The organism is Acidiphilium sp. JA12-A1 (assembly GCF_000724705.2).
GTDB classification, from domain to species: Bacteria; Pseudomonadota; Alphaproteobacteria; order Acetobacterales; family Acetobacteraceae; genus Acidiphilium; species Acidiphilium multivorum.
The window spans coordinates 29,694-54,111 of sequence record NZ_JFHO01000015.1 but is presented as its reverse complement, the minus strand read 5'-3'; the positions used below and the strand labels follow the sequence as shown (position 1 = coordinate 54,111).

The window sequence follows — 24,418 nt, the reverse complement described above, 5'->3', positions numbered from 1 at the left end:
TCAGGCCTCTCCGATACGGGTGACGATCTTGGTCTTGATCGGCAGCTTCGCGGCGCCGAGCTTCAGTGCCTCGCGCGCGATGCCTTCGGCAACACCGTCGATCTCGAACATGATGCGGCCCGGCTGGACGCGCGCCACCCAGTATTCCGGGGCGCCCTTGCCCGAGCCCATGCGGACTTCGGCCGGCTTGGTGGAGACCGGCAGGTCCGGGAAGATGCGGATCCACACGCGGCCGGCGCGCTTCATCTGGCGCGTGATGGCCCGGCGGGCGGACTCGATCTGCCGCGCGGTGATCCGCTCCGGCTCCAGCGCCTTGAGGCCGAACTGGCCGAAATTGAGCTGCGTGTTCCCCTTGGCGGTGCCGTGGATGCGGCCCTTGTGCGCCTTGCGGAATTTCGTTCGCTTCGGTGACAACATGTTATCTGCTCCGGCTCAGCGCTGCGGCGCCTGTTCGGCGGCGCGGCGGTCCTGCGCCATCGGGTCGTGAGCCATGATCTCGCCCTTGAAGATCCAGACCTTCACGCCGCAGGTGCCATAGGTGGTCTTCGCGGTGGCGACGCCGAAATCGATGTCGGCGCGCAGCGTGTGCAGGGGCACACGACCTTCGCGATACCACTCCATGCGGGCGATCTCGGCGCCGCCGAGACGGCCGCTGCAGTTGATCCGAATGCCCTGGGCGCCGAGGCGCATCGCCGACTGGACCGCGCGCTTCATGGCGCGGCGGAACGCGACGCGGCGTTCGAGCTGCTGGGCGATGTTCTGGGCGACCAGCGCGGCATCGATCTCGGGCTTGCGGATCTCGACGATGTTCAGCGACACGTCGGCCTTCGCCATCGAGGAGAGCTCCTTCTTGAGCACCTCGATGTCCTGGCCCTTCTTGCCGATGACCACGCCGGGACGCGCGGCATAGATCGTCACGCGCGGCTTCTTCGCCGGACGCTCGATCAGCACCTTGGAGACGCCGGCGCCGGACAGGCGGCCGAGAAGATGTTCGCGCAGCTTGAGGTCGTCATGCAGCAGCGACGCATAGTCGGCGCCCGCGAACCAGCGGCTGTCCCAGGTGCGGTTGATGCCGAGCCGCAGCCCGACCGGATTGACTTTGTGACCCATTACGCAGGCACCCCTTCATTCGCCGCCGGGCTGGCACTTGCCGCCGGCTTGGCCGCGGCGCGCCGGGCGCGGCGGTCGGCCTTGGTCTCGATGTCGCGCTCGGCCACGACGATGCGCAGATGGCTGAACCACTTCTCGACCCGCGCCGCGCGGCCACGGCCACGGGCATGGAAGCGGCGCATCACGATCGAGCGGCCGACATCGGCGGTGGTGACGACCAGGCGGTCGACATCCAGCTGATGGTTGTTCTCGGCGTTGGCAATGGCCGACTCCAGCGCCTTCTTCACGTCCTTCGCAATGCGGCGCTTGCTGAAGGTGAGGTCGGCCACGGCCTTGCCCGCCGGCTTGTTGCGGATGGATGCCGCGACGACATTGAGCTTGCGCGGGCTGCAGCGCAGGTTGCGCAGAACCGCCTCGGCCTCGGAGTCGGCCAGCGTGCGCGGATGATTCGGTTTGCTCATGTCAGCCTCGCTTCGCCTTCTTGTCGGCCGCGTGGCCATTGAACGTGCGGGTCGGCGAGAACTCGCCGAACTTGTGACCCACCATGTTCTCGGTCACCTGCACCGGCAGGAACTTCCGGCCATTGTAGACGCCGAAGGTAAGCCCGACGAACTGCGGCAGGATGGTCGAGCGGCGCGACCAGATCTTGATGATCTCGTTGCGGCCCGACGCGCGCGAGGCGTCGGCCTTGTTCAGCATGTACCCGTCGACGAACGGGCCCTTCCAGACGGAACGTGTCATCTCGATCAGCCCTTCCCGACCTTGCGACGGCGGATGATAAGGCCGTCAGTCCGCTTGTTCGCACGCGTCTTCGCACCCTTGGTCGGCTTGCCCCACGGCGTGACCGGGTTGCGACCACCAGAGGTGCGCCCCTCGCCACCACCCAGCGGATGGTCGACCGGGTTCATCGCGACGCCGCGGTTGTGAGGACGCCGGCCCAGCCAGCGCTTGCGACCCGCCTTGCCGAGCTGCTGGTTGGAGTGATCGGGGTTCGACACCGCGCCGATCGACGCCATGCACTCGCCGCGGATCAGACGCAGCTCACCGGACATCAGCTTCACCTGGGCATAGCCCTGGTCCTTGCCGACCAGCTGGGCGAAGGTGCCGGCCGAACGGGCCAGCTTGCCGCCGGCGCCGGCCTTCAGCTCGATATTGTGGACGATCGTGCCGACCGGGATCGCCGAGAGCGGCATCGCATTGCCCGGCTTCACGTCGACCTTGACGCCGGCGACGACCTGGTCACCCACCTTCAGGCGCTGCGGCGCCAGGATGTAGGCCAGTTCGCCGTCCTCATACTTCACGAGGGCGAGGAAGGCCGAACGGTTCGGGTCGTATTCGAGGCGCTCGACCGTCGCCGCCACGTCGAACTTGCGGCGCTTGAAGTCGACGACGCGATAGGCGCGCTTGTGTCCGCCGCCACGGAACCGGACCGTGGTGCGGCCATGGTTGTTGCGCCCGCCAGAGCTGGTCAGCCCTTCGGTCAGGCCCTTGACCGGCTTGCCCTTCCAGAGCTCGGACCGGTCCACCAGCACGGTGCCGCGAAGGCTCGCCGTGACCGGTTTAAAATGCTTGAGTGCCATGTTTCAGTCTCGCCTTACGCCAGCCGCGTCGTGAAATCGATCGACTGACCCTCGGCCAGCGTCACGAACGCCTTCTTGAAGTCCGAACGCCGGCCCGGGCGGCCCTTGAAGCGCTTTGTCTTGCCCTTCTGGACGAGCGTGTTCACGCTCAGCACCTTCACGCCGAACAGGGTTTCGACCGCCGCCTTGATGCCGGGCTTGGTCGCATCGAGCGACACCTTGAAGCCGACTTGGTTCTTTTCCGACAGGGCCGTCGCCTTCTCGGTGATCAGCGGCCCGCGGATGATGTCGAACATCGCCTCGCGCGACAGCACCGGCTTCTTCGGCGCCGCCTTCTTTTCAGCGGTCTCGCTCATGCCGCGATCTCCTCGTTGGCGCCGGCCTTGATGCCGTCAAGACGCCGCTTCAGTCCCTCGAGCCCGGCGGCGGTGATCGCCAGCGTGTCGTGCTGGAGGATGTCGTAGACGTTGGCGCCGACGACCGGCAGCACGTCGATCCCGATCAGATTGCGGCTGGCGCGGGCGAAGCCCTCGTCCACCACCGCATCCACCACCAGCGTGCGGCCCCAGCCGAGCTTCTTCAGCTTGACGTTCAGTTCGCTCGTCTTCGAGACGCCGGCGACCGTGTCGAGCACGACCAGCTTGCCCTCGGCCAGCTTCTGCGACAGCGCCGAGATCAGGCCGAGACGGCGGACCTTCTTGTTCAGCGAATAGCCATGATCGCGAACGACCGGGCCGTGCACGGCGCCGCCGGTGCGGAACTGCGGCGCGCGCAGCGAGCCCTGGCGGGCGTTGCCGGTGCCCTTCTGGCGATACGGCTTCTTCGTCGTGCCGCTGACCTCGCCCATGCCCTTCACCTTGTGGGTGCCGGCACGGCGCTTCGCGAGCTGCCAGTGCACCACGCGGGCCATGATGTCGGCGCGCGGCGTGGCGGCGAAATATTCCTCGGGCAGCTCGGCCTTGCCGGCCGAGCCGGCATCGAGGGTTGAAATGTCGATCTGCATGTCGCTCTCCTCAGGCCTTCAGCGCCGCCGGATAGGCAGCATCGGCCGGGCGGGCCGTCTTGACCGCGTCGCGCACCAGGACGTAGCCGTCCTTGGCGCCCGGCACCGCGCCCTTGATCATGATGAGGTTGCGCGCCTCATCGATCGCCGCGACCTCGAGATTGAGGGTCGTGATGCGCTCGCCGCCGAGATGGCCGGCCATCTTCTTGTTCTTGAAGGTCTTGCCCGGATCCTGGCGGTTACCGGTCGACCCCAGCGAACGATGGCTGATCGAGACGCCGTGCGAGGCTTCAAGGCCGCGGAAGTTCCAGCGCTTCATGCCGCCGGCGAAGCCCTTGCCCTTGCTGATGCCGGCGACATCGACCTTCTGGCCGACGGTGAAATGCGCCGCCGAAAGCACCTGACCGGCTTCCAGCACCGCATCGTCCGCGACGCGGAACTCGACCAGCCGGTTCGCCGGCTCGACCTTCGCCGCGGCGAAGTGGCCCTTCATCGGCTTCGTCACGTTCTTCGTCTTGGCATGGCCGAAGCCGAGCTGAACGGCCGCGTAGCCGTCACGTTCCTTGGTGCGGGCGGCAACCACGCGCACATCGTCCATGTGCAGCACGGTCACCGGCACATGGGTGCCGTCTTCCCTGAACAACCGGGTCATGCCCAGCTTCTTCGCGATAATACCGGTGCGCATCACACTCATCTCTGCTCAGATCTTGATCTCGACATCGACGCCGGCCGCGAGGTCGAGCTTCATCAGCGCGTCCACGGTCTGCGGGGTCGGCTCGACAATGTCGAGCAGACGGCGATGGGTCCGGATTTCGAACTGCTCGCGGCTCTTCTTGTCGACATGCGGCGAACGGTTCACGGTGAACCGCTCGATATGCGTCGGCAGCGGAATCGGTCCCCGCACCTGGGCGCCCGTGCGCTTCGCCGTGTTCACGATCTCCCTGGTGCTGTTGTCCAGCACCCGGTGATCGTACGCCTTCAGGCGAATGCGAATATTCTGACTGTCCATCGTCGAAACCTGCAATCTTTACACGGAACGCCCGGTCCGCCCATTCGGGCCGCGCGCTAGTCCGAACCAAATCCAGCGGCCGCCACCCGGTTGAGACCGGATGGCGGCCGCCTCGCTAACCAGCCAGGCGGTTACTTCGTGATGCTCGCGACGACGCCCGAACCAACCGTCCGGCCGCCTTCGCGGATCGCGAAGCGGAGACCTTCGTCCATCGCGATGGGCGCGATCAGCTCGACGCTCACCGTGACATTGTCACCCGGCATCACCATCTCGACACCTTCCGGCAGCGTGACCACGCCGGTCACGTCGGTGGTGCGGAAATAGAACTGCGGGCGATAGTTGGTGAAGAACGGCGTGTGGCGCCCGCCTTCTTCCTTGTTCAGGATGTAGACCGAACCGGAGAAGTTGGTGTGCGGGGTGATCGAGCCCGGCGCGGCGAGAACCTGGCCACGCTCGACGTCTTCACGCTTGGTGCCGCGCAGCAGCGCGCCGATGTTGTCGCCGGCCTCGCCCTGGTCGAGCAGCTTGCGGAACATTTCGACGCCGGTGACCGTCGTCTTCACGGTGGCCTTGAGGCCGACGATCTCGACTTCGTCGCCAACCTTGATGATGCCGCGCTCGACGCGGCCGGTCACCACGGTGCCGCGGCCGGAGATCGAGAACACGTCTTCGACCGGCATCAGGAACGGCTTGTCCTTCGGGCGCTCCGGCTGCGGGATGTAGCTGTCCACCGCTTCCATCAGCTTCAGGATCGCCTCGCGGCCGAGCTCGGCATTGCTGTCCTCGAGCGCGCAGAGAGCGGAACCCTTGATGATGGGGATGTCGTCGCCCGGGAACTCATACTTGCTCAGCAGGTCGCGGACTTCCATCTCGACCAGCTCGACGAGGTCGGGGTCGGCCATGTCCATCTTGTTGAGGAACACGACGAGCGCCGGCACGCCGACCTGGCGGGCGAGCAGGATGTGCTCGCGGGTCTGCGGCATCGGGCCATCGGCGGCGGAGACGACCAGGATCGCGCCATCCATCTGCGCCGCGCCGGTGATCATGTTCTTCACGTAGTCGGCGTGGCCAGGGCAGTCGACATGCGCGTAGTGGCGGTTCGCGGTCTCGTACTCGACATGCGCGGTCGCGATCGTGATGCCGCGGGCGCGCTCCTCGGGAGCGGCGTCGATGCTGTCATAGGCGCGGAAGGTCGCACCACCGGATTCGGCCAGCACCTTGGTGATCGCCGCGGTGAGCGAGGTCTTGCCATGATCGACGTGGCCGATCGTGCCGATGTTGCAGTGCGGCTTCGTCCGCTCGAATTTAGCCTTGGCCATGGGTTTCTCCGTAACGTATCTGCTTCAGCGCCGTGCTGGCGTGATGGGGTGGAGTCTGACGGTTGCTTACCAGCGGTAGTGGCTGAACGCCTTGTTCGCCTCAGCCATGCGATGCGTGTCCTCACGCTTCTTCACGGCCGCCCCGCGATTGTTCACCGCATCGAGCAGCTCGTTCGAAAGACGGTCTTCCATCGTGTGCTCGCCGCGCTTGCGGGCGGACTCGATGATCCAGCGGATCGCGAGAGCCTGGCGGCGCTCGGAGCGCACCTCGACCGGAACCTGGTAGGTCGCGCCGCCGACGCGGCGGGACCGCACCTCGATGGCCGGCTTCACATTGTCCAGCGCCTCGTGGAACAGGCGGACCGGATCGGCATTCTGCCCGCCGCGCTTCTTGAGGCTGTCCAGGGCACCGTAGACGATGGACTCGGCGACCGACTTCTTGCCGTCGTACATCAGCACGTTCATGAAACGGCTGATCACCACGTCGCCGAACTTCGGGTCCGGCAATACTTCGCGCTTGACGGCGGAATGGCGTCTGCTCACGGAAACTCTCCTTACTTCGGCCGCTTGGCGCCGTAGAGCGAACGACGCTGCCGGCGCTTGGCAATGCCCTGCGTATCCAGCACGCCGCGCAGGATGTGGTAGCGCACGCCCGGAAGGTCCTTCACGCGCCCGCCGCGGATCAGCACGACCGAGTGTTCCTGAAGGTTGTGCCCCTCGCCAGGGATGTAGCTCACGACCTCGTAGCCGTTGGTCAGGCGAACCTTGGCAACCTTGCGGAGCGCCGAGTTCGGCTTCTTCGGGGTCGTCGTGTAGACGCGGGTGCAGACGCCGCGCTTCTGCGGGCAGCCCTGCAGCGCGGGCACCTTGTTGCGCTTGGCCCGAACTTCGCGCCCCTTGGCGATCAACTGGTTGATAGTCGGCATGCTCGATCCTGATCCTTCTTGCCGGTTACGCTCTGCCGGGCGCTCATAACAATGCCGCAGGGCGGAGTAATCCCCGCCTGCGGAAACCCAGACCTGCGACCTAAGCCACCCGTTGGGCCGGGTGGCGGCGCCGCAAGCGTGAGAGTAAATGAACGACGCGGCCGGGCGTTACCGGGCCTCGCTGAGGTCGCCACCCTTAAGAGGAGAGCCGCGGCAAGTCAAGCGTTCTGCCCGTCCTGAATCCGTGCGGGGCATGAAAATCGGCAGAATGACCGGCCGTTCTGGCTGCCATGAGCGGAGGAAAAGCCCGCTCCCGCCGGGCGGGAACGGAAAAACGGCTCCCGGTTGCCCGGGAGCCGTTCCGATCGAAGCCCGGTCGGGCCGGAGATCAGTCCGCCGAGACCTCGTCGCGCGCCGGCAGGGCCGGGCGAGTCGCCGCGAGGGTCGAGCGGTCGCGGCCGGCGGCGATGGAGCGCAGACGGCTCATCACGCTGCCGGTGCCGGCCGGGATCAGGCGGCCGACGATCACGTTCTCCTTGAGGCCGAGCAGCTGGTCGGTCTTGCCGGCCGTCGCCGCCTCGGTGAGGACGCGGGTGGTCTCCTGGAAGGAGGCCGCCGAGATGAAGCTGAGCGTCTGCAGGCTCGCCTTGGTGATGCCCTGCAGCACCGGCAGGCCACCCGCCGGGCGTTCGCCCGCGCGCAGCCGGCGCTCGTTCTCCTCGTCGAACTCGATCCGGTCGACCAGCTCGCCGACCAGGTAGGTGGTGTCGCCGGGCTCGGTGATCTCGATCTTCTGCAGCATCTGGCGGACGACCACCTCGATGTGCTTGTCGTTGATCTTCACGCCCTGGAGCCGGTAGACGTCCTGGATCTCGTTGATGAGATATTCGGACAGCGCCTCGACGCCGAGCACGCGCAGGATGTCGTGCGGGACGCGCGGGCCGTCGACCAGCGGGTCGCCGCGGTGGACGTAGTCGCCCTCCTGCACCGAGACGTGCTTGCCCTTCGGCACCAGATACTCGGTTTCCTCGCCGGTCTCGTCGTTCTTCACGATGATGCGGCGCTTCGCCTTGTAGTCCTTGCCGAATTCCACGCGGCCGTCGGTTTCCGCGATGATCGCGTGATCCTTCGGACGGCGGGCCTCGAACAGTTCGGCCACGCGCGGCAGACCGCCGGTGATGTCGCGCGTCTTGCTGCCCTCACGCGGGATGCGGGCGAGCACGTCGCCGGCATGCACGCTGGCACCGTTCTCGACCGAGAGGATCGAGTCGGGGCTGAGGAAGTAGCGGGCCTCGGCGCCGTTGGCGAGGCGCAGCACCTCGCCGCGTTCGTCCTTCAGGATCAGGCGCGGACGCAGATCCGCCCCCTTGGCCGACTGCTTGTAGTCCACCACCACCTTGGAGGTCAGGCCGGTCACCTCGTCGACCCGCTCGACCAGGGTCACGCCTTCCAGCAGGTCGGCGTATTCCACGAGGCCGGCGCGCTCGGTGATGATCGGCAGGGTGTAGGGATCCCACTCCGCGAGCTTCTGGCCGCGCGTGACCGTCTGGTCCTCGTCCACCAGCAGGCGGGCGCCGTAGGGAACGCGGAAGCGGGCGCGCTCGCGGCCGGAGGCGTCGTTCAGCGCGATCTCGCAGTTGCGGCTCATGACGATCGGCGCGCCGGCCGAGTTCGACACCACGTTGCGGTTGCGGATGGTCACCGTGCCGTCATGGCTGGCCTCGACGCTCGACTGCTCGGCGCCACGCTGCGCGGCACCGCCGATATGGAAGGTGCGCATGGTCAGCTGGGTGCCCGGCTCGCCGATCGACTGCGCGGCGATGACGCCCACGGCCTCGCCGATATTGACCGGCGTGCCGCGTGCGAGGTCGCGCCCGTAGCACTTGGCGCAGACGCCGACCTTGGCCTCGCAGGTCAGCACCGAGCGGATCTTCACGCTCTCGACCCCGAGCTTCTCGATATGCATCGAGTCGATCTCGCCGATCAGCTCGTTCGCCTTGACGATCACCGAACCGTCGGCCGGGTCGAGCACGTCTTCCGCCGCGGTGCGGCCGAGGATGCGCTCGGAGAGCGAGGAGACCACCTCGCCGCCATCCATCACCGCGCGCATGGTCAGGCCGCGCTCGGTGCCGCAATCGGCGGTGACGATGATGCAGTCCTGCGCCACGTCGACCAGGCGGCGGGTGAGGTAGCCGGAGTTCGCCGTCTTCAGCGCGGTGTCCGCGAGGCCCTTGCGGGCGCCGTGGGTCGAGTTGAAGTATTCGGCGACGGTCAGGCCTTCCTTGAAGTTCGACAGGATCGGCTGCTCGATGATCTCGCCCGACGGCTTGGCCATCAGGCCGCGCATGCCGGCGAGCTGGCGCATCTGGGTCGGCGACCCGCGGGCGCCGGAATGGCTCATCATCCAGACCGAGTTGGTCGGCTTGCCGGGATCCTGGCGCGAGATCTCGCGCATCATCGCGGCCGCGACCTCGTCGTTACAGCGCGACCAGGCGTCGATCACCTTGTTGTAGCGCTCGCCGGCGGTGATGAGACCGTCGTGATACTGCGCCTCGTATTCCTTGACCTCGGCCTGGGTCTTTTCCAGCAGGCCGTATTTCTCGGCCGGGATGACCATGTCGTCCTTGCCGAAGGAAATGCCGGCCTTGGCCGCCTGGCGGAAGCCGAGGCCCATCAGCCGGTCGCAGAAGATCACCGACTCCTTCTGGCCGCAATGACGGTAGACGGCGTCGATCACGTCCGACACCTTCTTCTTGGTCAGCAGCTGGTTGACCAGGGCGAACGGCACGTCGTGATGCTTGGGCAGAAGCTGGCCGATCATCATGCGGCCCGGCGTGGTCGGGACCACTTCGGTGGTGCGGCTGCCGTCCGGATGGGTGCGGACGACGCGGGCGCGGATCTTGTCGTGCAGCTTCAGATAGCCGGAATCGAGCGCGTGCTCGATCTCGCCCATCGTGCCGAAGAGCGGCGCTTCCTTGTCCTCGACACCGGTGAAGGCCGGAGTTTCGAGCGAGAGGTAATAGAGGCCGAGCACGATGTCCTGGCTCGGCACGATGATCGGCTTGCCGTTGGCCGGGTTGAGGATGTTGTTCGTGCTCATCATCAGCACGCGGGCCTCGAGCTGCGCCTCGATCGAGAGCGGCACGTGGACCGCCATCTGGTCGCCGTCGAAGTCGGCGTTGAAGGCGGTGCAGACCAGCGGGTGCAGCTGGATCGCCTTGCCCTCGATCAGGATCGGCTCGAAGGCCTGGATGCCGAGACGGTGCAGCGTCGGCGCGCGGTTGAGCAGCACCGGATGCTCGCGGATCACCTCCTCGAGAATGTCCCACACCTCGGGACGTTCCTTCTCGACCATGCGCTTCGCCGCCTTGATCGTGGTGGCGAGGCCGTATTTCTCGAGCTTGGCGTAGATGAAGGGCTTGAACAGCTCCAGCGCCATCTTCTTCGGCAGGCCGCACTGGTGCAGCTTCAGCTCCGGCCCGACGACGATGACCGAACGGCCGGAATAGTCGACGCGCTTGCCGAGCAGGTTCTGGCGGAAGCGGCCCTGCTTGCCCTTCAGCATGTCCGACAGCGACTTGAGCGGGCGCTTGTTGGTGCCGGTGATGGCCCGGCCGCGGCGGCCGTTATCGAACAGCGCGTCGACCGATTCCTGGAGCATGCGCTTCTCGTTGCGCACGATGATGTCCGGCGCGCGCAACTCGATCAGCCGCTTGAGGCGGTTGTTGCGGTTGATGACGCGGCGATAGAGATCGTTCAGGTCCGACGTCGCGAAACGACCGCCATCGAGCGGGACGAGCGGGCGCAGTTCGGGCGGAATGACCGGGACGACATCCATGATCATCCATTCCGGACGGGTGCCGGATTCGATGAAGGCCTCGACCAGCTTCAGGCGCTTGACCAGCTTCTTGCGCTTCGCCTCGGAGGTCGCCTCCTTCAGGTCGGCACGCATGATCGCCCGCTCGGCCTCGAGATCGATGCCGGCGAGGATCGACTTGACCGCCTCGGCGCCGATGCCGGCCTTGAACCCGTCCTCGCCGAACTCGTCCTGCTTCGCGTAGAGATCGTCCTCGGAGAGGAGCTGGTAGCGCTTGAGGTCGGTCGTGTAGGGGTCGAGCACGATGTAGTTCTCGAAATAGAGAACCTTTTCGAGATCCTTCAGCGTCATCTCGACCATCGTCGCGATGCGGCTCGGCAGCGACTTCAGGAACCAGATATGCGCGACCGGCGAGGCGAGCTCGATATGGCCCATGCGCTCGCGGCGCACCTTGGCCAGCGTGACCTCGACGCCGCATTTCTCGCAGATGATGCCGCGAAACTTCATCCGCTTGTACTTGCCGCAGAGGCACTCGTAGTCCTTGATCGGCCCGAAGATGCGCGCACAGAACAGGCCGTCGCGCTCGGGCTTGAAGGTGCGGTAGTTGATGGTCTCGGGCTTCTTGATCTCGCCATACGACCAGGAGCGGATCTGCTCCGGCGAGGCGATCTGGATACGGATCTGGTCGAACGTGGCGGCCTGACCGGTCTGGCCGAGAATCTTCATCAAATCGTTCATGCGATAGTCCCTTTCATCAGCGCGGGACGGGATTGCCGCCCCGCGCCATGACAAATCCGAACGGTCCTGGTCAGTCCACGGACAGGTTGAGATCGACGTTCAGGCCGAGCGACTTCAGTTCCTTGGTGAGAACGTTGAAGCTCTCGGGCACGCCGGCCTCGAAATTGTCCTGCTCGCGCACGATCGCCTCGTAGACCTTGGTGCGGCCGGAGACGTCGTCCGACTTGACGGTGAGCATTTCCTGCAGCGTGTAGGCCGCGCCATAGGCCTCGAGCGCCCAGACCTCCATCTCGCCGAAGCGCTGGCCGCCGAACTGCGCCTTGCCGCCCAGCGGCTGCTGGGTGACCAGGCTGTAGGGGCCGATCGAGCGGGCATGGATCTTGTCGTCCACCATGTGGCCGAGCTTGAGCATGTACATATAGCCCACCGTCACCTTGCGCTCGAACTGCTCGCCGGTGCGGCCGTCGCAGACGGTCATCTGCCCGGAGACGTCGAGGCCGGCCTTGGCCAGCATGTCCTCGATGTCGGTGATGCGGGCACCGTCGAACACCGGGGTCGCGATCGGCACGCCCTTGCGGATGTTGCCGCACAGCTCGCGCAGCTCGGCATCCGACATCGAGGCGATCTGCTCGTTGTAGATCTCCTCGCCATACACGCTCTTCAGCATCGCGTGCAGGCGCTCGCGCTCGGCGACGTCACGCTGATAGGCCTCGACCGCCTCGCCGATCTGCCGGCCGAGATTGGCGCAGGCCCAGCCGAGATGGGTTTCGAGGATCTGCCCGACATTCATGCGCGAGGGCACGCCCAGCGGGTTGAGCACGACATCGACCGGCGTGCCGTCTTCAAGGAACGGCATGTCCTCGATCGGCACGACCTTGGAGACGACACCCTTGTTGCCATGGCGGCCGGCCATCTTGTCGCCCGGCTGCAGCTTGCGCTTCACCGCGATGAAGACCTTGACCATCTTCATCACGCCGGGCGGCATCTCGTCGCCGCGCTGCAGCTTCTCGACCTTGCTCTCGAAACGCTGCTGCAGCTTGTGGACCGAAGCGTCGAACTCGCGCTTCAGCGTCTCGATCTCGGCCATCACCCGGTCGTCCTGGACGGTCAGGTTGCGCCAGGCGCCGCGCGGGATCTCGGCGAGCAGCTCGGTGGTGATCTCGGTGCCCGAGCGCACACCCTTGTAGCCGGAGCCGGCCACCTGGCCGAGCAGCTTCTCGCGCAGGCGGTTCAGGAAGGCGCGCTCCTGAATGGCCCGCTCGTCGTCCCGGTCCTTGGCGAGGCGCTCGATCTCGGCGCGCTCGATCGCCAGCGCGCGCTCGTCCTTGTCGACGCCGCGGCGGTTGAACACCCGCACGTCGACCACCGTGCCGTTCACGCCCGGCGGCAGCTTCAGCGAGGTGTCGCGCACATCCGACGCCTTTTCGCCGAAGATCGCGCGGAGCAGCTTTTCCTCCGGCGTCATCGGGCTCTCGCCCTTCGGCGTGACCTTGCCGACCAGGATGTCGCCGGGGTTCACCTCGGCGCCGATATAGACGATGCCCGCCTCGTCGAGATTGCGGAGCGCCTCCTCGCCGACATTCGGGATGTCGCGCGTGATCTCCTCCTGGCCGAGCTTGGTGTCGCGGGCCATGACCTCGAATTCCTCGATATGGATCGAGGTGAACATGTCCTCGCGCGCGACCCGCTCGGAAATCAGGATGGAGTCCTCGAAGTTGTAGCCGTTCCAGGGCATGAAGGCGCAGAGCACGTTGCGGCCGAGCGCGAGTTCGCCGAGCTCGGTCGACGGGCCATCGGCGATGATGTCGCCGGCGCCGACACGGTCACCCACGCGGACCAGCGGGCGCTGGTTGATGCAGGTGGACTGGTTGGAGCGCATGAACTTGCGCAGGCGGTAGATGTCGACGCCCTGGGTCGTGCCGTCCTCGCCGGTGGCGCGGACGACGATGCGGGCGCCGTCGATCTGGTCGATCACGCCGGCCCGGCGGGCGACGATGGTCGCCCCCGAGTCGCGCGCGACCGGCGCTTCCATGCCGGTGCCGACCAGCGGGGCATCGGACTTGATCAGCGGCACCGCCTGGCGCTGCATGTTCGAGCCCATCAGCGCGCGGTTGGCGTCGTCGTTCTCGAGGAACGGGATCAGCGCCGCGGCGACCGAGACGAGCTGGCGCGGCGAGACGTCGATCGCCGTGACCTCGTCGGGTTTGACCAGGCGGAAATCGCCGTTGCGGCGGACCGAGACAAGGTCTTCGGTCAGCGTGCCGTCGGCGAGCTTCGGCGCATCGGCCTGGGCGACGGTGAGGCGCTCTTCCTCCATCGCCGAGAGATACTTGTATTCGTCGAGCACCTTGCCGTCCTTCACGAGGCGGTAGGGCGTCTCGATGAAGCCGTACTTGTTCACCTTGGCGAAAGTGGCGAGCGAGTTGATCAGGCCGATATTCGGGCCTTCCGGCGTCTCGATCGGGCAGATGCGGCCATAATGCGTCGGGTGCACGTCGCGCACCTCGAAGCCGGCGCGCTCGCGGGTGAGGCCGCCCGGACCGAGGGCCGAGAGGCGGCGCTTGTGCGTCACTTCCGAGAGCGGGTTGGTCTGGTCCATGAACTGGGAAAGCTGCGACGAGCCGAAGAACTCGCGGACCGCGGCGGCCGCCGGCTTCGCGTTGATCAGGTCGTGCGGCATCACCCCGTCGATATCGACCGAGCCCATGCGCTCGCGGATGGCGCGCTCCATGCGCAGCAGGCCGATGCGGTACTGGTTCTCCATCAGCTCGCCGACCGAGCGGACGCGGCGGTTGCCCAAATTGTCGATGTCGTCGACCTGGCCGCGGCCGTCCTTCAGCTCGCACATGATCTGGATGGTGCGCAGGATGTCTTCCTTGCGCAGCACGCGCACCGTGTCCTCGCATTCAAGGCCGAGGCGCATGTTCATCTTCACCCGGCCGACGGCCGAAAGGTCGTAGCGCTCGGCATCGAAGAACAGGCCGCGGAACAGCGCCTCGGCGGTCTCCGAGGTCGGCGGCTCGCCGGGGCGGATGACGCGGTAAATGTCGATCAGCGCGTCCTCGCGGCTGGCATTCTTGTCGGCGGCGAGGGTGTTGCGGATCCAGGGCCCCTTGGCCTGGTCGATCGCGAGGGTCGGGATCTCGTCGAGCCCGGCATCCTCAAAGGTCTTGAGCTTGGCCTCGGAGATCTCCTCGCCGGCATCGGCGAAGATCTCGCCGGTGTTGGGGTCGAACAGATCCTCGGCGACGTAGCGGCCGATCAGGTCGGCGCGGCTGACCAGGACCGTGCGGGTCTTCACGGCGATCTGGCGGGCGACGCGCGCGGTCAGCTTGTCATCGGCCTTGGCAACGACCTCGCCGGTCTCGGCGTCGACCAGGTCCTCGACCAGCTTGGCGCCGCGGAACGTCTCCGGCTCGAAGGGACGCGCCCAGGCGGTTTCGCCGTCCCTGGTCCGGGTGCGGGTGAAGGGCACCTTGCCGTAGAAATAGGTAAGGATTTCCTCGGCATCCATGCCGCGGATCTCTCCGATCTCCAGCGACTCGCCCTTCGCCTCGCGGGCGGCGCGCAGCGCCTCGGTGGCGCGGCCTTCCAGCGCATAGAGCAGCGTGGTGACCGGCAGCTTCCGCTTGCGGTCGATGCGGACATAGATGAGGTCCTTGGCGTCGAACTCGAAATCGAGCCAGGAGCCGCGATAGGGAATGACGCGGGCGGCGAAGAGATACTTGCCGGAGCTGTGGGTCTTGCCCTTGTCGTGGTCGAAGAACACGCCGGGGCTGCGGTGCATCTGGCTGACGATGACGCGCTCGGTGCCGTTCACGACGAAGGTGCCGTTGTCGGTCATCAGCGGCATGTCGCCCATGTAGACGGGCTGTTCCTTGATGTCGCGGATCGAGCGGGCGCCGGTGTCTTCATCGACGTCCCAGACGATCAGGCGCAGCACCACCTTCAGCGGGGCCGCGTAGGTCATGCCGCGCTGGATGCATTCCTCGACGTCGTATTTCGGCTCCTCGAGCTCGTAATAGACGAATTCGAGACGGCCGCGGCCGGCGAAGTCGTCGATCGGGAAAACCGACTTGAAGACTTCCTGCAGGCCGGAATTGGTGCGGGAGTCGGGCGAGACGTGCATCTGCAGGAACGCATCGTAGCTTGCGCGCTGCACGTCGATCAGATTGGGCATCGGCGTGGTTTCAGGGATACGCCCGAAGCTCTTGCGGATGCGCTTGCGATTGGTGAAGGAAACTTTGTTCAGGCCACCCGAAATCGCATTCATGCTCAGACCCCGATCTATATTCCAGTGACCGCGCCGCGGCCCGGGGCTACCATCAGCCCGGGCGTCGCCGCGTCAGCGGCGGGAAACCCCGCCAGTCATCAACCGCCGCTCCGCCCTCACCCGAGGCACGCAACGGCAAACGGGCGGAGCGCCAGGGGGCGCCCCGCCAGTTTCAGTCCTGTCGCGCCGCCGGCCCGAAGGCCGTGCGGCGCGGGGTAACATCACTCGATGCCGACAGATGCGCCCTGCTCTTCCAGAACCTTCTTGATCTTCTCGGCCTCGTCCTTGTTCACGCCTTCCTTCACGGTCTTCGGCGCGCCCTCGACCAGATCCTTGGCCTCCTTCAGGCCGAGACCGGTGATCGTGCGGATTTCCTTGATCACGTTGATCTTCTTGTCGCCAGAGGACTTGAGGATCACGTTGAATTCGGTCTTCTCCTCGACCGGCGCGGCGGCAGCGCCACCGCCGGCGGGTGCAGCCGCCGCGACCGCGACCGGAGCCGCAGCCGAAACGCCCCACTTCTCCTCGAGCAGCTTGGAAAGCTCCGCCGCTTCGAGAACCGTCAGGCTCGAAAGCTGTTCAACCAGATTTGCCAGATCAGCCATTGTTCAATTCCTTAGAATAGTCGTTCAGTTGGTTCCATGCAAGCCGGGAGTGCCGGCCCGCCTCATGTCGTCTCAGGCCGCGTCGGCCTCATCCGCCCTGGCATAGGCCGCAAAGACCCGCGCGAGCTGGCCGGCCGGCGCCTGCAGCACACCCGCCACCTTCGTCGCCGGCGCCTGGATGAGACCCAGGAGCTTGGCGCGGAGCTGATCGAGCGACGGCAGTTCGGCGAGCGCCTTGACGCCGGATGCATCGAGCATCTGCGTCCCCAGCGCGCCGCCGACCAGCACGAACTTCTCGTTGGTCTTGGCGAACTCGACGGCCACCTTCGCCACCGCCACCGGGTCCTGAGACCACGCAAGCGCGGTCGGCCCCTTCAGCATCGGCTTCAGTCCGTCGAATCGGGTCCCTTCCAGAGCGAGGTGAGCCAGACGGTTCTTCGCCACCTTGTACTGCGCGCCCGCTTCCCGCATCTTCACGCGCAGCGCCGTGACATCGGCCACGGTCAGACCGTCATTACGGCTGACCACGACCATCGACGTCTCGGCGAACACCGCGGCGAGTTGGTCCACGAATTCACGCTTCTGTGCGCGATCCACGTCGATCTCCACTCGTCAGGCGGGGTGCGTTTGGACCGCATCCCGCCGGGTTGCCCAAGCGGCCGGGACCATCCCGGCCGCCGTTCGCCTGTCCTCAGATCGGAACCATCGGAACGAAACGCTCCGATCCCCGTCTCCGGTGTGCGGGAGAACTCCCTTCAAGGCTTGCGCCACATACCGTCTTGGACAGGTCCGGAACCGCCGGCGTGAACCGGCCGATCCCGTCATGGCCGGGGCCGAGGCCCCGGCGCATCTCGTCAGGCTGTCAGGCTGCTGACATCCACCCGCACGCCGGGCCCCATCGTCGACGACAGGGCGGCTTTCTGCAGGTAGGTGCCCTTCGCACCCGTTGGCTTGGCCTTCTGGATCGCGTCGACCAGAGCCTTGGCGTTCTCGATCAGTTTTTCGGCCTCGAAGCTCGCCTTGCCGATACCGGCATGGATGATGCCCGCCTTCTCGGCGCGGAACTCGACCTGGCCGGACTTGGCCGCGGTGATCGCGCCCTTCACGTCCATCGTCACGGTGCCGAGCTTGGGGTTCGGCATCAGGCCGCGCGGGCCGAGGATCTTGCCGAGCCGGCCGACCAGGGCCATCATGTCCGGCGTCGCGATGCAGCGGTCGAATTCGATCGTGCCGTTCTGCACCAGTTCGGCGAGGTCTTCCGCGCCCACCACGTCGGCACCGGCGGCCTTCGCCTCCTCGGCCTTGGGGCCGCGGGCGAACACGCCGACGCGCAGCGTCTTGCCGGTGCCGTTCGGCAGGGAGATCAGGCCACGGACCATCTGGTCGGCGTGACGCGGATCGATGCCGAGGTTGAGCGAGAGCTCGACGGTTTCGTCGAACTTCGCGGTGGCATTCGATTTCACCAGCGCCATCGCCTCCACCACCGGGTAGAGCTTCGCGCGATCGACGGCGGACTGAGCCTTCGCGAGCCGCTTGTTCTTTGCCATGATCAGCCCTCCACCACCGAAAGGCCCATCGAGCGGGCCGAACCGACCAGCATGCGCACCGCGCCGTCGACGTCGTTCGCGTTCATGTGCACCATCTTGGTCTGGGCGATCTCGCGCAGCTGGCTCATCGTCACCTTGCCGACGGTGGCGCCCTTGCCGGTCGCGGTCGAACCCTTCTGGATGCCCGCGGCCTTCTTGAGGAAATAGGTGTTCGGCGGCGTCTTGGTGATGAAGCTGAAGGTGCGGTCGGCATAGGCGGTGATCACCACCGGCACCGGCATGCCCACTTCCATCCCCTGCGTGGCCGCGTTGAAATCCTTGCAGAACTGCATGATGTTGAGGCCGCGCTGGCCGAGCGCGGGGCCGACGGGCGGCGACGGATTCGCCTTGCCCGCAGGAATCTGCAGCTTGATATAGCCGACGACTTTCTTCGCCATGAGGCGCACTCCTGATCCGAAGGCGTGCCGCCGGGCGAGCCCGGAACACGCCAATGGACCGCGGTTCCAACGGCCCAGCCACCCGTGGCCGAGCCTCCCGCGTTCCGATTGAGAGGCGCGCTATACAGGGCGGCGGCGCGTCTGTCGAGTCGGGAAGCGCGCCTCGGGCCGGCGTCAACGCCAGCGGGCGCCGGCCCGTGCGGTGCGGTTCAGAACCGGTAGCCGATGCCGGCGCCGACAATCGTCGGGTTGATCGCGGCATGCGCGACGATCGTGCCATGGCCGACGCTCGCCCGCGTGCCGGCGAAGATCTGCTTGACCACGAAGTTCGCATACCAGCGTCCCTGCACGTGCCAGTCGAACCCGGCCTCGATCGCCGGGCCGATGCCCGTGCGGTAGGTTACCGAGTCGAGCCCGAGGGACTTGAGGTCGGAGGCGGTCCTCTGGCCGTAATAGAACAGGACCGACAGGCCGGCACCGACATAGGGGACGAAATCCCCCATGCCGCCGAAATGGTATTGCAGGGTGACGGTGGGCGGCAGCACCCAGACGCTGCCCACCTTCACCGTGCCGAGCGCCGAGCCGGTGACCTCGACATTGTGGCGCGAGGTGCCGGCGATCGCCTCCACCGCGATGTGGGGCGTCAAGAAATAGGAGAGGTCGATCTCGGGAATCGCGGTGTCCGACGCCTTCACATGACCGCCGATGACCGATACGTCGCTCGATGAATTGCGCGGCAGGACGCCATCCGCCCGCAGGCGGACGAGGATGTCGCCGGCGTGAAAGCCGGTCGGGCCAGTCACCTGTGCGGCGGCCGGCAGCGCCGAGGCGAGGAGCAACGCAGCGACGCTGGCAGCCGTCATGCAAGCCTTCATGATGGTCGGATCCTTCTCGAAGTGCCGGCGCACGACGGGCCGGGCATGGCACCATGTTGCTGCACCGCAACAAGCCGAGCCTTGATCGGGATCAAGGACAAGTTGCACCATTGGCCGGCACGGGGCTGCATGACGGGGCGGAACGCCCCATATGGGCGGCGGATCAACTGACGGAGAGACGCATGAAGACAAGGAAACTCGGATCACTCACGGTTTCCGCCCTGGGCCTCGGCTGCATGGGCATGTCGGATTTCTATGGCGGACGCGACGAGGCGGAAGCGCGCGCGACGTTGGAGCGCGCGCTGGAGCGCGGCATTACCTTCTTCGATTCCGCCGACATGTACGGCTTTGGCGACAACGAGCGCCTGCTGTCGGATTTCGTGAAGGCGAACCGGAGCAGGATCGTGCTCGCGACCAAGTTCGGCAATGAATTCACCGAGGACCGGCAGCGGGTCGGCATCAACGGGCGGCCCGACTATGTGCGCCGCGCCTGCGACGCCTCGCTCAAGCGGCTCGGGATCGACACGATCGATCTCTACTATCAGCATCGCGTCGATCCGAACGTGCCGATCGAGGAGACGGTGGGCGCGATGGCGGACCTCGTGAAGGCCGGCAAGGTGCGGCATCTCGGCCTGTCCGAGGCGGCGCCGGCCACGATCCGCCGGGCGCACAAGGTCCATCCGATCACCGCGCTGCAGACCGAGTATTCGCTCTGGTCGCGCGAGCCGGAGGGCGAGATTCTCGCCACCGTGCGCGAGCTCGGAATCGGCTTCGTGCCCTATTCGCCGCTCGGCCGCGGCTTCCTGACCGGGGCGATCGCAAGGCCCGAGGATCTCGCCGCCGATGACTGGCGGCGCCACGCCCCACGCTTCCAGGGCGAGAATTTCGCGAAGAATCTCGAACTGGTCGGGAAGGTGAAGGCGCTTGCGGCGGAGAAGAAGTGCACCGCCGGGCAACTCGCGCTGGCCTGGGTGCTGGCGCAGGGCGAGGACATCGTGCCGATTCCGGGCACCAAGCGGCGGGCCTATCTCGACGAGAATATCGGCGCGCTCGACGTGACGCTGACACCGGAAGACCTCGCCGCGATCGAGCGGATCATGCCGGCGGATGCGGTGGCGGGAACGCGCTATCCGGAAGCGGGGCTGAAGGCGGTCAATCGCTGATGTTCTGTTCCCTCCCCGGCTGAAACGCGAATGGCGGGCGGCCTTGCGGCGCCCGCCATTTTTTCGGACGGCAACGGCGGCGCTATTCGCCGAGGACGGCAAAGATCCGCTTGCGGACCTCGATCGGGCCGAGCGCTTCCATCACCGCGTCGATCGGCGGGCTGACGGTGCTGCCGGTCAGCGCCGCGCGGAGCGGCTGGGCAATGGCGCCGAGCTTTTTCTCCTCGCGCTCGGCATAGGCCTTCATCGCCTCGTGCAGCGCCGCCTTCGAGAAATCGGTCTTGTCGAAATCGAGCAGCAGGGCGGCGAGGTCGTCGCGCGCCGCCTCGGTGAGCAGGGCTTCGGCCTTCTCGGTCATTGGCAGCGGCGCCTCACGAACGACGAACAGGGCGGATTCCGCCAGTTCGGCCAGGGTGCGGGCGCGGTCCTTCAGCCCCGGCATCAGCATCGCGATGCGGCCCGCCGCCTCGGTGCTCACCGGAAAGCCGTGATCGCGTTCGAGCCGGGCGACGACATCGGCGGCAAGGCGTTCGTCCTCGGCGGCGCGGAGGAAGACGGCGTTGACGTGGAGCAGCTTGGCATAATCCATCCGGCTCGCGGCGCGGCCGACGCCATCGAGGTCGAACAGCGCGACCTGCTCCTCGCGGGGCAGGATCTCGGCATCGCCATGGCCCCAGCCGAGGCGGAGCAGGTAGTTGCAGAGCGCCTCGGGCAGATAGCCCTCGTCGCGGAACTGCAGGACCGAGACGGCGCCGTGACGCTTCGAGAGTTTCGCACCGTCCGCGCCGTGGATCAGGGGGATATGGGCGAAATTCGGCCGCGCCCAGCCCATCGCGTCGTAGATCTGGGCCTGGCGGAACGTGTTGGTCAGATGGTCGTCGCCGCGGATGACATGGGTGATGCCCATGTCGTGGTCATCCACCACGACGGCGTGCAGATAGGTCGGCGTGCCGTCGGAGCGCAGCAGGATCATGTCGTCCAGCTCGGCGTTCTTCACCCGCACCTCGCCCTGGACGAGATCGTGGATCACGGTCTCGCCCTCGCGCGGGGCGCGCAGGCGGATGACCGGATCGACGCCGGCCGGCGCTTCGGCCGGATCGCGGTCGCGCCAGCGCCCGTCATAGCGGAACGGTTTTTTGCTCCGCTCGGCCTCGGCGCGCATCTCGGCAAGCTCCTCGCGGGAGCAGTAGCAGCGATAGGCCTGGCCGGCGGCGAGCATCTGCTCGGCCACCTCGCGATGGCGGGCATAGCGGGTCGACTGGTAGACCGGCGGTTCGTCGGGCTTCAGGTCGAGCCAGTCGAGCGCGTCGAGGATGACCTTCGTTGCCTCGGGCGTGCTGCGCTCGCGGTCGGTATCCTCGACGCGGAGCAGGAACTGGCCGCCGTGATGGCGGGCGAAGAGATAGTTGAACAGGGCGGTGCGGGCGCCGCCGATATGGAGCATGCCGGTGGGCGACGGCGCGAAACGGACGCGGATTGTCATGACCCCGGCGCTATCACGAAACGGCGCGGGGATGAACCCTTACCAGCGGAACCCGCCGATGATGGCGCGCGGATCGAGCCCGGCGGCCGCGCAATCCGCCCGCGCCTCGGCCGGCGTGGCGACGTGGATGCCGGACAGCACGAGCACCGAGGCGATGCCGGCCGCCTTCGCGCCGGCGATGTCGGTGCGCAGCGAATCTCCGAACGCGATGGTCCGGCCAGGTTCGGTGCCGAGCAGGTCTAGGGTCGGGCGATAGACGGCGGGATCGGGCTTGCCCCGCCAGATCACCCGCCCGCCCCAGGCGGCGTAGCGCTGGGCGAGCGTGCCGGCACAGATGATGCGGCGCCCGTCGCGAATCACCTCCAGGTCCGGGTTGGCGCAGACCATCGGCAACCCGGCCCCGAGGGCCTCACGCAGCAACGGATCGAAGGCGGCGGGATCGTCGGGCGGCGCGAGATCGTCCGGGCCGGTGTTGAGCAGGAAATCGGCGGCGCCGGGGCGGTCGGCCTCGGCGAGGCCGAGATCATCGAACAGGTTGCGGTCACGCGGCGGGCCGAGATGGAACAGACGGTCGCCCAGGGCCGCGAAATCGGGCTCGGTGCGTGAGACCAGCGCAGCGCGGACGGCTTCGCCGCTGGTCATGATGCCGTCGTATAGCTCGGGGCCGATGTCCATCGCGGCCAGGGCGGCGGCGACCGGCGCGGTGCGGCGGGGCGCGTTGGAGAGGAAGACGACGCGCTTGCCGGCCTCGCGCAGGTGGCGCAGGCAGGCGGGAACGCCGGGATAGGGGCGCACGCCGTCATGCACCACGCCCCAGAGATCGACGATGAAGCCGTCGTGATCATGGGCGAGGGTTTCGACGCTCATCGTATCGGCGGTCATGGAGCGATCTCCGCGAGGCGGTCGGCATCGCGGCCGACGAGCTCGGCGAGGGTGGCGGCGCCGTACTGGTCGAGCAGGGCGGACAGGCCGGCGGCGAGGCGGGGCAGCAATGACGGCCCCTGATAGACGAAGGCGGTATAGACCTGCACGAGGCTGGCGCCGGCGCGGAACTTGGCGAGGGCCTGTTCCGGCGTCGCCACGCCGCCGACGCCGATCAGCAGAAGCCGGTCGCCGGCGAGCAGGCGGACGCGGGCGAGCATGCGCGTCGCCCGGTTGAACAGCGGCGCGCCGGACAGGCCGCCGGCCTCGCCGCGCGCCGCGCCGCGCAGGCTCTCGGGCCGGGCGAGCGTGGTGTTGCTGACGATCAGCCCGGCCACCGCGCGGCCGACCGCCATGTCGACCAGCTCGGGCAGCGCCGCCTCGTCGAGATCGGGGGCCAGCTTGACGAAGAGCGGCGGCGCGTTGGGCACGGCGGCGCGGATCGCGTCGAGGATCGCGGCCAGACGGTCGGCGGCCTGCAGGTCGCGCAGGCCAGGCGTGTTCGGCGAAGAGACGTTGATCGCGACGTAGTCGGCATGCGGGGCGACCGCGGCGACCAGGGCGGGGTAGTCGGCCAGCGGATCGGCGCCCTCCTTGTTGATGCCGAGATTGGCGCCGAGCGCCGTGAGCGCGCGGTCAGCCCTGGCAAGGCGGGCGGCGAAACCCTCGATTCCGAGATTGTTGAAGCCCATGCGGTTGATCAGCGCGCCGTCATCCTCGAGGCGGAACAGGCGGGGCTTCGGATTGCCCGGCTGCGGCCGGCGGGTGACGGTGCCGGCCTCGACGAAGCCGAAGCCGAGGCGGGACAGGCCGGCGAGGGCGGCGGCGTTCTTGTCGAACCCGGCGGCGAGGCCGATCGGCAGGGCGATGGTCCGTCCGAAGGCCGGCATGGCGAGGCGCGGATCGGCGGGAACACGCTGCCTTCCGGCGAGGCCGAGGCGCAGCGCCGCAATGGCGGCGTTGTGCGCCGTCTCCGGTTCGAGAAGGCGCAGCGCGGCCGTCGCCAGATCAGCGACGGGCATTACTTCGCGAAGACCACGATCTCGGGTGTTGCGGGCGGCGGTACCGCGTGCAGCGGCGCCGAGGCGCCGAGCGAGACGTGATCGGGCGCGACACCGTCGGCGACGATGGCATCCGCGACCTGGGCCGCGCGCGGCGCGAGGCGCGCCATCGCCATTTCGGCGGCGGCGGGACCGCCCGCCGTCGGGCCGGTGACATAGACGCGGAAGCGCGCCTTGGGATTGATCTTCAACGCGGCATCCACCGCGTATTTCACCGATGGCGACCAGATTTCCGTGGATTCGGGGATGGTGACCAGCGGCAGGCGGCCGTTGAAGCTGGTGAGGGCCGCAACGTCGACCAGCGACGGCGCCCCGGCATAGGGTCCGGGCGTTCTTCGGCCGGGCACGGCACAGCCGGCGAGAATCGCGGGGAGGAGAACAAGGGTGAGGGTCGAGCGGCGCATGATCGGCCTTTACTGAAGCTTGGCCCCGGCGGCAATGGCAGGAGAATTAACGAAAATCCAGATCGCGCGGCACGGCGTCCGGATGGCCGGGCCCGGTGCCGCCGGGGTGCAATACAGCCCGCGCGCGGCACCGGGCAATCCGGCCTT

At 67.2% G+C, this 24,418-nt stretch carries 24 protein-coding genes; 1 reads left to right on the top strand and 23 read right to left on the bottom strand.

Translation table 11 applies throughout. From position 1 onward, the window contains the following. The 19 genes from rplP to RT91_RS03120 form a co-directional block, all read right to left on the bottom strand. Complete coding sequence (gene rplP / locus RT91_RS03210) at nt 1–417, bottom strand: 50S ribosomal protein L16 (protein ID WP_007424180.1); 417 nt, start codon at nt 415–417, stop codon at nt 1–3. Between the two features lie 15 nt (nt 418–432). After that, nucleotides 433–1,110: a 30S ribosomal protein S3 gene (rpsC, locus tag RT91_RS03205; RefSeq protein ID WP_007424179.1), complete on the bottom strand. Its 678-nt coding sequence runs from the start codon at nt 1,108–1,110 to the stop codon at nt 433–435. Further along, a complete protein-coding gene (rplV, locus tag RT91_RS03200) occupies nt 1,110–1,571 on the bottom strand; it encodes a 50S ribosomal protein L22 (protein WP_007424178.1) in 462 nt (153 codons plus the stop codon). The genes rpsC and rplV overlap by 1 nt, the downstream gene beginning before the upstream one ends. A gap of 1 nt (nt 1,572) precedes the next feature. Next, a complete protein-coding gene (rpsS, locus tag RT91_RS03195) occupies nt 1,573–1,851 on the bottom strand; it encodes a 30S ribosomal protein S19 (protein WP_007424177.1) in 279 nt (92 codons plus the stop codon). Between the two features lie 5 nt (nt 1,852–1,856). After that, nucleotides 1,857–2,690 (bottom strand): 50S ribosomal protein L2, encoded by an 834-nt coding sequence (gene rplB, locus RT91_RS03190; protein ID WP_007424176.1) that lies wholly within the window; start codon nt 2,688–2,690, stop codon nt 1,857–1,859. Between the two features lie 14 nt (nt 2,691–2,704). After that, the gene (locus RT91_RS03185; RefSeq protein ID WP_172637351.1) at nt 2,705–3,001 is read right to left on the bottom strand and encodes a 50S ribosomal protein L23; all 297 of its coding nucleotides are present in this window, start codon (nt 2,999–3,001) and stop codon (nt 2,705–2,707) included. 41 nt (nt 3,002–3,042) lie between these two features. Beyond that, complete coding sequence (rplD, locus tag RT91_RS03180) at nt 3,043–3,693, bottom strand: 50S ribosomal protein L4 (protein WP_007424174.1); 651 nt, start codon at nt 3,691–3,693, stop codon at nt 3,043–3,045. A 10-nt stretch (nt 3,694–3,703) separates the two neighbouring features. Continuing rightward, a complete protein-coding gene (gene rplC / locus RT91_RS03175) occupies nt 3,704–4,378 on the bottom strand; it encodes a 50S ribosomal protein L3 (protein ID WP_007424173.1) in 675 nt (224 codons plus the stop codon). 15 nt (nt 4,379–4,393) lie between these two features. Beyond that, nucleotides 4,394–4,702 carry a 30S ribosomal protein S10 gene (gene rpsJ / locus RT91_RS03170; RefSeq protein WP_007424172.1) on the bottom strand — a complete coding sequence of 103 codons (309 nt, stop codon included), beginning with the start codon at nt 4,700–4,702 and terminating at the stop codon, nt 4,394–4,396. Nucleotides 4,703–4,833: 131 nt separating this feature from the next. Further along, nucleotides 4,834–6,021, bottom strand: coding sequence for an elongation factor Tu (gene tuf / locus RT91_RS03165; protein ID WP_007424171.1), 1,188 nt, complete (start codon nt 6,019–6,021; stop codon nt 4,834–4,836). Between the two features lie 66 nt (nt 6,022–6,087). Beyond that, the gene (gene rpsG / locus RT91_RS03160; RefSeq protein WP_007424170.1) at nt 6,088–6,564 is read right to left on the bottom strand and encodes a 30S ribosomal protein S7; all 477 of its coding nucleotides are present in this window, start codon (nt 6,562–6,564) and stop codon (nt 6,088–6,090) included. Between the two features lie 11 nt (nt 6,565–6,575). Next, nucleotides 6,576–6,947 (bottom strand): 30S ribosomal protein S12, encoded by a 372-nt coding sequence (rpsL, locus tag RT91_RS03155; RefSeq protein WP_007424169.1) that lies wholly within the window; start codon nt 6,945–6,947, stop codon nt 6,576–6,578. Nucleotides 6,948–7,335: 388 nt separating this feature from the next. Further along, the gene (gene rpoC / locus RT91_RS03150; RefSeq protein WP_012039721.1) at nt 7,336–11,502 is read right to left on the bottom strand and encodes a DNA-directed RNA polymerase subunit beta'; all 4,167 of its coding nucleotides are present in this window, start codon (nt 11,500–11,502) and stop codon (nt 7,336–7,338) included. Between the two features lie 70 nt (nt 11,503–11,572). Next, nucleotides 11,573–15,775: a DNA-directed RNA polymerase subunit beta gene (gene rpoB / locus RT91_RS03145; RefSeq protein WP_012039722.1), complete on the bottom strand. Its 4,203-nt coding sequence runs from the start codon at nt 15,773–15,775 to the stop codon at nt 11,573–11,575. Nucleotides 15,776–15,996: 221 nt separating this feature from the next. Next, nucleotides 15,997–16,380: a 50S ribosomal protein L7/L12 gene (gene rplL / locus RT91_RS03140; RefSeq protein WP_012039723.1), complete on the bottom strand. Its 384-nt coding sequence runs from the start codon at nt 16,378–16,380 to the stop codon at nt 15,997–15,999. A 72-nt stretch (nt 16,381–16,452) separates the two neighbouring features. Further along, the gene (rplJ, locus tag RT91_RS03135) at nt 16,453–16,977 is read right to left on the bottom strand and encodes a 50S ribosomal protein L10 (RefSeq protein ID WP_012039724.1); all 525 of its coding nucleotides are present in this window, start codon (nt 16,975–16,977) and stop codon (nt 16,453–16,455) included. Nucleotides 16,978–17,234: 257 nt separating this feature from the next. Continuing rightward, on the bottom strand, nt 17,235–17,927 hold the full coding sequence (gene rplA, locus RT91_RS03130) for a 50S ribosomal protein L1 (RefSeq protein WP_007424164.1): 693 nt from the start codon (nt 17,925–17,927) through the stop codon (nt 17,235–17,237). Nucleotides 17,928–17,929: 2 nt separating this feature from the next. After that, a complete protein-coding gene (gene rplK, locus RT91_RS03125; RefSeq protein WP_007424163.1) occupies nt 17,930–18,364 on the bottom strand; it encodes a 50S ribosomal protein L11 in 435 nt (144 codons plus the stop codon). 209 nt (nt 18,365–18,573) lie between these two features. After that, a complete protein-coding gene (locus tag RT91_RS03120; RefSeq protein WP_240314170.1) occupies nt 18,574–19,227 on the bottom strand; it encodes an OmpW family protein in 654 nt (217 codons plus the stop codon). Between the two features lie 194 nt (nt 19,228–19,421). On the opposite strand from RT91_RS03120, the gene RT91_RS03115 reads away from it, so the two are divergent. After that, nucleotides 19,422–20,402, top strand: coding sequence for an aldo/keto reductase (locus RT91_RS03115; protein ID WP_007424161.1), 981 nt, complete (start codon nt 19,422–19,424; stop codon nt 20,400–20,402). 82 nt (nt 20,403–20,484) lie between these two features. On the opposite strand, the gene gltX is transcribed toward RT91_RS03115, so the two are convergent. The 4 genes from gltX to RT91_RS03095 are packed head-to-tail and all read right to left on the bottom strand — an operon-like array spanning nt 20,485 to nt 24,271. Next, nucleotides 20,485–21,885, bottom strand: a complete 1,401-nt coding sequence (gltX, locus tag RT91_RS03110; protein ID WP_013640466.1) for a glutamate--tRNA ligase — start codon at nt 21,883–21,885, stop codon at nt 20,485–20,487. A 39-nt stretch (nt 21,886–21,924) separates the two neighbouring features. Then, the gene (locus tag RT91_RS03105; RefSeq protein WP_007424159.1) at nt 21,925–22,767 is read right to left on the bottom strand and encodes a TIGR01459 family HAD-type hydrolase; all 843 of its coding nucleotides are present in this window, start codon (nt 22,765–22,767) and stop codon (nt 21,925–21,927) included. After that, complete coding sequence (locus tag RT91_RS03100) at nt 22,764–23,828, bottom strand: quinone-dependent dihydroorotate dehydrogenase (RefSeq protein WP_035185734.1); 1,065 nt, start codon at nt 23,826–23,828, stop codon at nt 22,764–22,766. Before RT91_RS03100 ends, RT91_RS03105 begins: the two co-directional genes overlap by 4 nt. Beyond that, on the bottom strand, nt 23,828–24,271 hold the full coding sequence (locus RT91_RS03095; RefSeq protein WP_007424334.1) for a hypothetical protein: 444 nt from the start codon (nt 24,269–24,271) through the stop codon (nt 23,828–23,830). Before RT91_RS03095 ends, RT91_RS03100 begins: the two co-directional genes overlap by 1 nt. Between the last annotated feature and the right edge of the window lie 147 nt (nt 24,272–24,418).

Coding starts and splice junctions, on each gene's coding strand:
- rplP (WP_007424180.1), bottom strand. CDS start 417: ATGTTGTCACCGAAGCGAACGAAATTCCGCAAGGCGCACAAGGGCCGC.
- rpsC (WP_007424179.1), bottom strand. CDS start 1,110: ATGGGTCACAAAGTCAATCCGGTCGGGCTGCGGCTCGGCATCAACCGC.
- rplV (WP_007424178.1), bottom strand. CDS start 1,571: ATGAGCAAACCGAATCATCCGCGCACGCTGGCCGACTCCGAGGCCGAG.
- rpsS (WP_007424177.1), bottom strand. CDS start 1,851: ATGACACGTTCCGTCTGGAAGGGCCCGTTCGTCGACGGGTACATGCTG.
- rplB (WP_007424176.1), bottom strand. CDS start 2,690: ATGGCACTCAAGCATTTTAAACCGGTCACGGCGAGCCTTCGCGGCACC.
- rplD (WP_007424174.1), bottom strand. CDS start 3,693: ATGCAGATCGACATTTCAACCCTCGATGCCGGCTCGGCCGGCAAGGCC.
- rplC (WP_007424173.1), bottom strand. CDS start 4,378: ATGCGCACCGGTATTATCGCGAAGAAGCTGGGCATGACCCGGTTGTTC.
- rpsJ (WP_007424172.1), bottom strand. CDS start 4,702: ATGGACAGTCAGAATATTCGCATTCGCCTGAAGGCGTACGATCACCGG.
- tuf (WP_007424171.1), bottom strand. CDS start 6,021: ATGGCCAAGGCTAAATTCGAGCGGACGAAGCCGCACTGCAACATCGGC.
- rpsL (WP_007424169.1), bottom strand. CDS start 6,947: ATGCCGACTATCAACCAGTTGATCGCCAAGGGGCGCGAAGTTCGGGCC.
- rpoC (WP_012039721.1), bottom strand. CDS start 11,502: ATGAACGATTTGATGAAGATTCTCGGCCAGACCGGTCAGGCCGCCACG.
- rpoB (WP_012039722.1), bottom strand. CDS start 15,775: ATGAATGCGATTTCGGGTGGCCTGAACAAAGTTTCCTTCACCAATCGC.
- rplL (WP_012039723.1), bottom strand. CDS start 16,380: ATGGCTGATCTGGCAAATCTGGTTGAACAGCTTTCGAGCCTGACGGTT.
- rplA (WP_007424164.1), bottom strand. CDS start 17,927: ATGGCAAAGAACAAGCGGCTCGCGAAGGCTCAGTCCGCCGTCGATCGC.
- rplK (WP_007424163.1), bottom strand. CDS start 18,364: ATGGCGAAGAAAGTCGTCGGCTATATCAAGCTGCAGATTCCTGCGGGC.
- RT91_RS03120 (WP_240314170.1), bottom strand. CDS start 19,227: ATGACGGCTGCCAGCGTCGCTGCGTTGCTCCTCGCCTCGGCGCTGCCG.
- RT91_RS03115 (WP_007424161.1), top strand. CDS start 19,422: ATGAAGACAAGGAAACTCGGATCACTCACGGTTTCCGCCCTGGGCCTC.
- gltX (WP_013640466.1), bottom strand. CDS start 21,885: ATGACAATCCGCGTCCGTTTCGCGCCGTCGCCCACCGGCATGCTCCAT.
- RT91_RS03105 (WP_007424159.1), bottom strand. CDS start 22,767: ATGACCGCCGATACGATGAGCGTCGAAACCCTCGCCCATGATCACGAC.
- RT91_RS03100 (WP_035185734.1), bottom strand. CDS start 23,828: ATGCCCGTCGCTGATCTGGCGACGGCCGCGCTGCGCCTTCTCGAACCG.
- RT91_RS03095 (WP_007424334.1), bottom strand. CDS start 24,271: ATGCGCCGCTCGACCCTCACCCTTGTTCTCCTCCCCGCGATTCTCGCC.